Annotated in this window: 8 protein-coding genes; all 8 read right to left on the reverse strand. The window is 42.3% G+C overall.

The genetic code is table 11. The annotated features are described in order from the left end of the window. Nucleotides 1–2: 2 nt before the first annotated feature. The 8 genes from ACR64J_RS12480 to rpmH all read right to left on the reverse strand — a co-directional run bounded on the left by ACR64J_RS12480 (nt 3) and on the right by rpmH (nt 7,250). Nucleotides 3–659, reverse strand: coding sequence for a riboflavin synthase (locus ACR64J_RS12480; RefSeq protein ID WP_435949931.1), 657 nt, complete (start codon nt 657–659; stop codon nt 3–5). 341 nt (nt 660–1,000) lie between these two features. Next, nucleotides 1,001–2,056: a bifunctional diaminohydroxyphosphoribosylaminopyrimidine deaminase/5-amino-6-(5-phosphoribosylamino)uracil reductase RibD gene (ribD, locus tag ACR64J_RS12485; RefSeq protein WP_435949932.1), complete on the reverse strand. Its 1,056-nt coding sequence runs from the start codon at nt 2,054–2,056 to the stop codon at nt 1,001–1,003. A 76-nt stretch (nt 2,057–2,132) separates the two neighbouring features. Then, nucleotides 2,133–2,600 carry a transcriptional regulator NrdR gene (gene nrdR, locus ACR64J_RS12490; RefSeq protein WP_317200725.1) on the reverse strand — a complete coding sequence of 156 codons (468 nt, stop codon included), beginning with the start codon at nt 2,598–2,600 and terminating at the stop codon, nt 2,133–2,135. A gap of 33 nt (nt 2,601–2,633) precedes the next feature. Continuing rightward, complete coding sequence (gene mnmE / locus ACR64J_RS12495; protein ID WP_317200729.1) at nt 2,634–4,052, reverse strand: tRNA uridine-5-carboxymethylaminomethyl(34) synthesis GTPase MnmE; 1,419 nt, start codon at nt 4,050–4,052, stop codon at nt 2,634–2,636. A gap of 177 nt (nt 4,053–4,229) precedes the next feature. After that, complete coding sequence (yidC, locus tag ACR64J_RS12500) at nt 4,230–5,906, reverse strand: membrane protein insertase YidC (RefSeq protein ID WP_435949933.1); 1,677 nt, start codon at nt 5,904–5,906, stop codon at nt 4,230–4,232. A gap of 297 nt (nt 5,907–6,203) precedes the next feature. Then, the gene (gene yidD / locus ACR64J_RS12505) at nt 6,204–6,563 is read right to left on the reverse strand and encodes a membrane protein insertion efficiency factor YidD (RefSeq protein ID WP_435949934.1); all 360 of its coding nucleotides are present in this window, start codon (nt 6,561–6,563) and stop codon (nt 6,204–6,206) included. A gap of 1 nt (nt 6,564) precedes the next feature. Continuing rightward, nucleotides 6,565–6,936, reverse strand: a complete 372-nt coding sequence (gene rnpA / locus ACR64J_RS12510; protein WP_435949935.1) for a ribonuclease P protein component — start codon at nt 6,934–6,936, stop codon at nt 6,565–6,567. Nucleotides 6,937–7,115: 179 nt separating this feature from the next. Next, a complete protein-coding gene (rpmH, locus tag ACR64J_RS12515) occupies nt 7,116–7,250 on the reverse strand; it encodes a 50S ribosomal protein L34 (RefSeq protein ID WP_007394757.1) in 135 nt (44 codons plus the stop codon). Nucleotides 7,251–7,835 lie beyond the last annotated feature (585 nt).

Consider the following 7,835-nt stretch of genomic DNA (forward strand, 5'->3'; position numbering starts at 1 on the left):
TTTTACTTCATAAAACCGTTATCCGCTAAAAACGCCTCTGTAATACTGCTTTCTTGGCTCGCTGGCGTTTTATTAATTAGGCGCTCAAGATAACGCGCCACAATATCCACCTCCACATTGACCTTATCTCCTACCAGCCAATGCTTTGATATATTGGTGACTTGTGCAGTATGCGGGATGATGTTTAGAGATACGATATTATCTTTGACTAGATTGGTTGTGAGACTTATTCCGTCTAGGGTAATAGAGCCTTTGGTCGCCGCGTAGTGCTCAAGCTCCTTTGGAATAGCAATCTCAATATAGATAGAGCGTGCATCTTGTTGGAGTTTAACGACTGTACCCACGCCATCGACATGACCTGCGACAATATGACCGCCAAAACGAGTGGTCGGTAGCATAGCTTTTTCTAAATTCACAATATCACCCGTCTTTAGCCCTTCAAGCGCCGTACGAGCCATAGTTTCACGTGACACATCTACTGAATAAGCGTTGCTGCTCATATCTACCACGGTAAGACAAATACCATTAGATGCTATGGAGTCTCCAATCTTGACATCGCTGAAGTCTAGATCATTGGACTCTACTGTGAGACGGATATCACCGCCTACAGGTTGCATTGATTTTACGTGCCCGACACTTTCTATAATTCCTGTGAACATATGAACCTCATTTTTATGGTTATAAACCTATGCTATATTTTAGTTTGCGTAGTAAGGGATAACCTGTGGATAAGTATAAAAAATTTTAGATATTACTATTTCATGAGTACCAATTAAGAAGTTATCCACAGTATTTGAATACATAGTACAACTCTGGTAAACGAACACTAATAGACATAAATTACTGATTTTTATGATAATTTATAGCAACTTACCTTTGATTAATTATTTTGGTTCCATGTGAAACAAAGTTATACACAGTTTCATGTGGAACTTTCAAGAGAGCTGCTTTTATCTATATTTATAAACAGTAATGATATTAGCTGTGGATAGATAAGTATTTAGATCGGCAACAAGGTTAGCTTTAAATCAGAGCCTATTTTCTCACAACTTTGATACTCAAAACGTAGTTGCTGCGCTAAAGTCAGCGGAGCACTATCAACCATAGCGCGTGCATGTGCCCCTAAAATACAAGGCGCTTGATAAACAATCAATTCATCGACCAGCTGCTGACTCAAAAAACTACCTGCGACGCTAGCGCCTGCCTCTATTAACACCTCATAGCAATGATGCTCACTCACTAAAGTTTTTAGTAGTTCAATCAAATTGTCATCGCGCCAATACACAGTAGCCATATGGCGACAGAGTCGATAATTTGATCGTGCATTATGGGATAAGCGTTTGCGTCTATCGAGTATGACGATGATAGGAGGCGGAACCTGCTCAGGCGATACCCCCAGCTGATTTGAGCGTACATTAAGCTGCGGGTTATCTTGAATAACTGTCTCGCTACCTGTAATAATGGCACCACTACGTGCTCGCAGCTTTTGTACATCCTCGCGGGCAGCTGGTCCAGTGATCCACTTTGACTCGCCAGTTGCCATCGCGGTACGTCCATCAAGACTAGTAGCGATTTTGAGGCGCACGTAAGGCATTTGCGTACGCATCGCCTTCAAAAATCCTCGATTGAGTGCTTCTGCTTGCTCAGTTAATACACCAACACTGACCTCAATTCTAGCCTCTTTGAGTAGGCGGACACCGCGTCCAGCGACTTGTGGATTGGGATCAAGACCTGCTACAACGACACGCTTAATCCCAGCCTCTATCAGTGCCAAAGCACAAGGCGGCGTGCGCCCCGTATGACTACAAGGCTCTAAAGTAACGTAAGCGGTCGCACCAATCGCTTGCTCGCCTGCATCTTTGAGTGCAAATACCTCAGCGTGAGGCTGTCCTGCCTTGGGGTGATAGCCTTGTCCAACGACCTGCTGTGCTTGCACAATGACGCAGCCTACCGCTGGATTGGGTCTGGTAGTATACAAACCTAGTTTAGCCTCTTCGATAGCGAGCATCATAAAATAGCTATCCTGCGCATTTTGAGCATGGTCTATAGGTGACATAAGGGAGTGCTTATTAAGTAAATATGAGTCAACACCAAAAGGTGAAATGATTTTAAGACGCTATCCATTTTCAGAATTAATCATCTGATTTTTCACTAGGGCGAATATTAGCAATTTCTTGATGAAAAGCATCGATATCTTGAAAGTCACGGTAGACGCTAGCGAAGCGTACATAGGCGACATCGTCCAACACTTTAAGCTCGCTCATAATAATCTCACCAAGCACTTTGCTACTGATCTCACGCTCGCCCATTTGCCTAATACGTTTTTCGATACGGCTAATCATCGCCTCTTGCTCATCGATAGTAATAGGACGCTTTTGTAGCGGCAATAAAATAGAGCGGCGCAGTTTTTCATTGTCATAAGGTACGATTTTACTACTAGATTTGATGATACGCGGCATGACTACCTCTACCATCTCAAAGGTAGTAAAGCGCTCTTGACAGCTACTACAAGAGCGGCGGCGGCGTACTTGTGCGCCCTCTGCGGCCAGACGCGAGTCAATAACCTTTGTCTCTGAGGCATTACAATAGGGACAATGCATATCGCTTCCTTGTTAACTCTTTATTAAAAACAGCTATTTACCAATACAAAAACTACCAAATATTTTACCTAGTAGATCATCAGCGCTAAACTCACCTGTGATCTCGCCCAAACTCTGCTGCGCTTGGCGCAGACTTTCAGCGACCAATTCGCCTGCGGTAAATACCGTGAGTTGCTCGTGCGCCTCACTTAAATGTTCAGCCGTTCGCTTTAAGGCATCTAAGTGACGCGTACGAGCGATTAGACTGTTTTCTGGCGGATGAAATCCTACTTTATCACATAGAGCCGTAACTAAAGTATCGATACCAGCACCTGTTTCACATGAAACATTGACCTGCTCGTAACCTATTTCTCGCATGTGCTTATCAGTATCTATAGCCTTTTTTTGATCATCACTAGCATTTAATAAATCGCTTTTGTTGGCAATTATAAGTAAGCGCTTAGCCTCAGGCAGCTTACCAAATAGCTGCTCTGCTAGCTGTAATGGTGTACTTTCACTTACAAGATCACGAGTCACATCGTAGACCATAAGGAGTATATCGGCTTGCTCAATCGCTGTGCGCGCGCGCTCAATCCCTATGCGCTCTACGGTATCCTCAGTGTCCCTTAGACCTGCAGTATCAGTTAGATGTAGCGTCAGACCATTGAGCACCACTGTCTCACTTAGAGTGTCACGAGTTGTGCCTGCGACCTCTGTGACAATAGCGCGCTCCTGCCCTGCCAAGCGATTAAGCAGACTTGACTTGCCAGCATTAGGACGCCCTGCTAGCACCACATGAATACCATCACGCAATAATTGCCCTTGTTTTGCAGTCGCCAAGACTTGCCTAATTCTAGCTTGAGTGTGCTCAAGCTTATCTTGTATGACGCCATCGGATAAAAAATCAACGTCTTCTTCATCAGGGAAATCAATAGCCGCCTCAACGTGCAAACGCAGATGAATGAGCTGCTCTAATAGCTGGTTAATTTTTTGTGAAAACTCACCACTTAGTGAGCGAATAGCGCTACTCGCCGCAGCACTACTAGTCGCATCAATAGCATCAGCAATAGCTTCTGCTTGCACTAGATCCAACTTATCATTGTCAAAGGCGCGATAAGAGAACTCGCCCGCTGTCGCTTGCTGAGCGCCTAGTTCGAACACGCGTGCAAGCAGATGATTTTGTAGTATTACTCCGCCATGACCTTGTAGCTCGATAACATCTTCACCTGTGAACGAATGCGGTGCTTTAAAATACAGCACTAAGCCTTCGTCAATAATACTACCATCCGCTTGATAAAAACGGCAAAAGTGAGCTTGTCGCGGCGTAAAGCTCGTTTTATCTGTAAGCTTGCAGGCTATAGCATAAGCTTTTGGGCCCGATAGCCTAACGATGCCTACTCCCGCGCGGCCGATAGGCGTAGCTATAGCGGCAATGGTCGTAAGTCCTGACTTTTCAGATCGCTCATCAGGCATCAGCGGCGTTACAATAGCATTCACATTGACTCTCACTAGCTAAAATCATCATTATAGACGGCTGCGTGGATACTCACAAAACAAACTTGATATCAGTATCTCTAGCACTAAAAAATAAAACTATATTCATAAAAAAACCACCGCTTGAGCGATGGTTTTTATATCGTACATACAAACTTAGCTCAGCACTTTAACGGTACGGCGCTTCTGCTCTTCTTCAACTTTTTTGTTGACGATATACTGCTGCGTCATACTAAACAAGTTGTTCACTGTCCAGTATAATACCAGGCCTGCTGGGAAGAACAACATAAAGGCGGTGAAGATAATAGGTAAAAACTTCATCACTTTAGCTTGCATCGGATCAGCAGGCTGAGGATTAAGCTGCTGCTGAATGAACATCGACGCACCCATGAGCAGTGGCAAGATGAACCATGGATCCATCGCTGACAGATCTTGAATCCATAATATCCACGGCGCATGACGTAGCTCAACACTTTCAACCAGCACCCAATACAGTGCCAAGAAAATAGGCATTTGCATGAGTATGGGCAAACACCCTGCCATTGGATTGACTTTTTCTTCTTTATAAATGCCCATCATCTCTTGTGACATCTTCATGCGATCATCGCCATGCTCTTCTTTGAGCGCGGCTAGGCGCGGAGCAAGTGCGCGCATCTTCGCCATAGAGTAGTAGCTCTTATTTGAGAACCACATCAAAGCGATTTTGACCAAGATAGTCAACACAATGATCGACCAACCCCAATTGCCAAGCACTTTGTGGATACCATCAAGTATGGCGAATAATATCTTAGATATTGGCCAAAGCAAGCCATAGTCAACCGTTTGGTTAAGACCTACAGCGACCTCTTTGAGCTCAGACTGTACTTTTGGTCCAGCATACAAGGTTGCATTTAACGTCACTTGCTTATTTGGGGCGACATTAACTGGCTGACTATTAAAGCCAATAAAATAGTCATTGCCTGTTTCGCGAGTAAAGAACTTACCTGTGAAATTCTCAGGCGTCCATGCAGAAACAAAATAATGCTGCACTATCCCTACCCAACCCTCATCACTGGTTACTGCCAGCTGCTCGCTAAAGTCTTTGAACTTAAGCTTATTATAAGGGTCATCAGGTGTACCCCACGCACCGCCTAAATAGGTAGCCATACTAAGCGCGCCCTTATCAGACATACCAGGGTCTTTACTATCATCACGCTTAAGCTGCGCAAACATCTGTCCTTGCCAGGCAGACGTAGAGGCGTTTTGAATCTGATAGCTGATATCGATAGGGTATTTACCTTGGGTAAAGGTAAAGGTCTTTGTGATCTTAACGCCGTCTTGTTGATAGGTAAGTGGTACAGATAGAGTTTGCTGACCTTCCTCCATCACATAATTATTAGCAGTATGGCTGTAGCTTGCTCGGCCCTCAGCAGTATCGATACCATCTTGACCAATCAAACCTGATTGAGCGACATATATACGATTGCTATTGCTCTCTAATAATACAAAAGGCTCATCGCTATCGAGTGTCGCATCAAACTGCTTAAGCGCTGCATACTCAATATCACCGCCTTCTGGGTTGATTTTAATATCATAGCGATCAGTCGTTACTGTGATAAGAGCGGCGCTATCAGGGGCGGCCGCCACTATACTATTATCGGCAGGCAGTGTTTGCACTGGAATATCACCTGCAGCACCAGTCGTTGCAGGAATATCAGCACTCACAGACGTCGTGGCCTCAGAGACAGTATCCACAGCAGGTGCGTCAGCGTAATCGTCGCGCCACGCTAATATCAGCAGATAAGCGGTAATCAACATCGCAATGATGATCATCACCCGAAATATCTTTTGCATAAACCTTTCCTAGATTAAAAATTAGGGAGCGAAATGTTGGGACATATGTCATGACTGCTAGATAAGATTATTGCTACTACTGACGCAATGAAATCAGGCAAAAGCAGTCACTGACACAAAATGTGCACTATTTTACTAAAAATCCACTCTAAATGATACCAATAGCCCAAATCATAAATAATGTAGATAACCTGGGGATAACTTTGTCTTTCTGTGGAAAAGCTAGGTCTAAGTGTGGATAACTTGCTGTGGATAACTATAGAACTTATCCACAGCATTCAATTATAGACAGCCTCATCATCCTCTCATTAGATAATTCAGACGAGCAGCATAACTTGTATAGTCTGAATAAATGATCGAGTGAACCTTTATCCAAGACGTATCTACATATTGATATTGATAAGAAGATAGCGGCAGAGGTACAAAATCAATGCCATGACCACCTAGTGGATGACAACGACCTAAGCGCTTCAACAATAGCCAAATACCTGACCAAACGCCATGCCATGCCAAGGCCTGTTTGCCATATTCTGAACAAGTAGGATAATAGCGACAGCGCGCAGGTAATACTGGACTTATTATTTTTTGATAAAAAACAATAATACTACTAAATAATAAATAAAAAAAATTATTAATGTTTTTTATAAATTTAGTCATTTTATTTATTTTCTATTTTTTTAAATATATATTTTATCTGATCCCTTATCTCTTTTCTTTCTATATCTTTTATAGGTTTTTTAACAATAAAAACTATGTCTTTATTTTCTAATATATGAGACTTTAATCGAAACTGCTCACGTATTTGACGTTTGATTAAATTTCTAGCGACTGCAGTAGGTACTTTGCGCTTGGTAATAGCCATACCTACTCGTGGCCGCTGACAAGTATTATCACGTACAAATGCCATCAAGTGACTTTGGTGAAGCTTACGAGTAGGAGCATCAAACACCGATTTGAAGTCACTAGGCGTCAGTAGGCGCTGCTCTTTAGTGAAACGGGTAGTAGGTACTGCTAAGACAGTGTTGGACATAGTACAGCCTAAATTGAGAGCTTCTGATGTTACAGAAAGTAATAGTATAAATCGTAAAGACAAAAAAAGCGCCTATATGGGCGCTTTTAATATATGAATCAATGGCAACTATAGTTTATCTTATTATCATACTAGATATTCAACCAGCACCTTGACCCACGATTCTTGCAATGTGCTCATTACACAGTAAGACGATGACGTCCTTTAGCGCGGCGACGTGCTAGAACCTGACGGCCCTTTTTAGTTGCCATACGAGCACGGAAACCGTGAGTACGTTTACGCTTGATCACACTGGGTTGGAATGTACGTTTCATAACTCACCTATCAAAATAATGGACTAAATTCGTAATAGCGAAGGATTATACCACTTAGTAACAACTGGGTCAACGAACTAGTTTATTAAATTTCTAAGTATCCGTTATCTCATCAGATAGGTGATCTTTTTTTATGATCTGTGCCGCTTGGTTACTAGTTAAGTCTAGACGAATATTTGACCAGTATTCAAAAGTTATCCACAGCAAATGCTGTTTTCCATAATAATTAATAATTAATATATATAAGTATTGTTGTTATTGGAGACCCTAATATCTGTGGGTAAGTCTAATTAGTTCTTTACTATCAAACTACTAGACTAGGGGTAACCCTGTGGATAACCTGTGGGCGAAATATGGATAACTCTGCCTTTTAACTTATCCACAAAACTATCCACAGCCTTATCCACAAAAAACAAGATGTTATCCACAGGCAGTTTATGTTAAATTAGCAGCCTACAAAATAGAGAACTTATCCTAGCTTTGTTCTACCTTAAATGGTCAAAGGGTGCTGCTAAGCAAGTTTCTAAATTATTCACAAATGACACAAAGTGCGTCATATTTTAAGATAAAAGGTTAAATTTCTTT

Source organism: Psychrobacter sp. DM8, from assembly GCF_051307025.1.
Classification (GTDB): Bacteria; Pseudomonadota; Gammaproteobacteria; order Pseudomonadales; family Moraxellaceae; genus Psychrobacter.

Coding starts and splice junctions, on each gene's coding strand:
- mnmE (WP_317200729.1), bottom strand. CDS start 4,052: ATGCCTGATGAGCGATCTGAAAAGTCAGGACTTACGACCATTGCCGCT.
- ACR64J_RS12480 (WP_435949931.1), bottom strand. CDS start 659: ATGTTCACAGGAATTATAGAAAGTGTCGGGCACGTAAAATCAATGCAA.
- rpmH (WP_007394757.1), bottom strand. CDS start 7,250: ATGAAACGTACATTCCAACCCAGTGTGATCAAGCGTAAACGTACTCAC.
- yidD (WP_435949934.1), bottom strand. CDS start 6,563: ATGACTAAATTTATAAAAAACATTAATAATTTTTTTTATTTATTATTT.
- yidC (WP_435949933.1), bottom strand. CDS start 5,906: ATGCAAAAGATATTTCGGGTGATGATCATCATTGCGATGTTGATTACC.
- rnpA (WP_435949935.1), bottom strand. CDS start 6,936: ATGTCCAACACTGTCTTAGCAGTACCTACTACCCGTTTCACTAAAGAG.
- nrdR (WP_317200725.1), bottom strand. CDS start 2,600: ATGCATTGTCCCTATTGTAATGCCTCAGAGACAAAGGTTATTGACTCG.
- ribD (WP_435949932.1), bottom strand. CDS start 2,056: ATGTCACCTATAGACCATGCTCAAAATGCGCAGGATAGCTATTTTATG.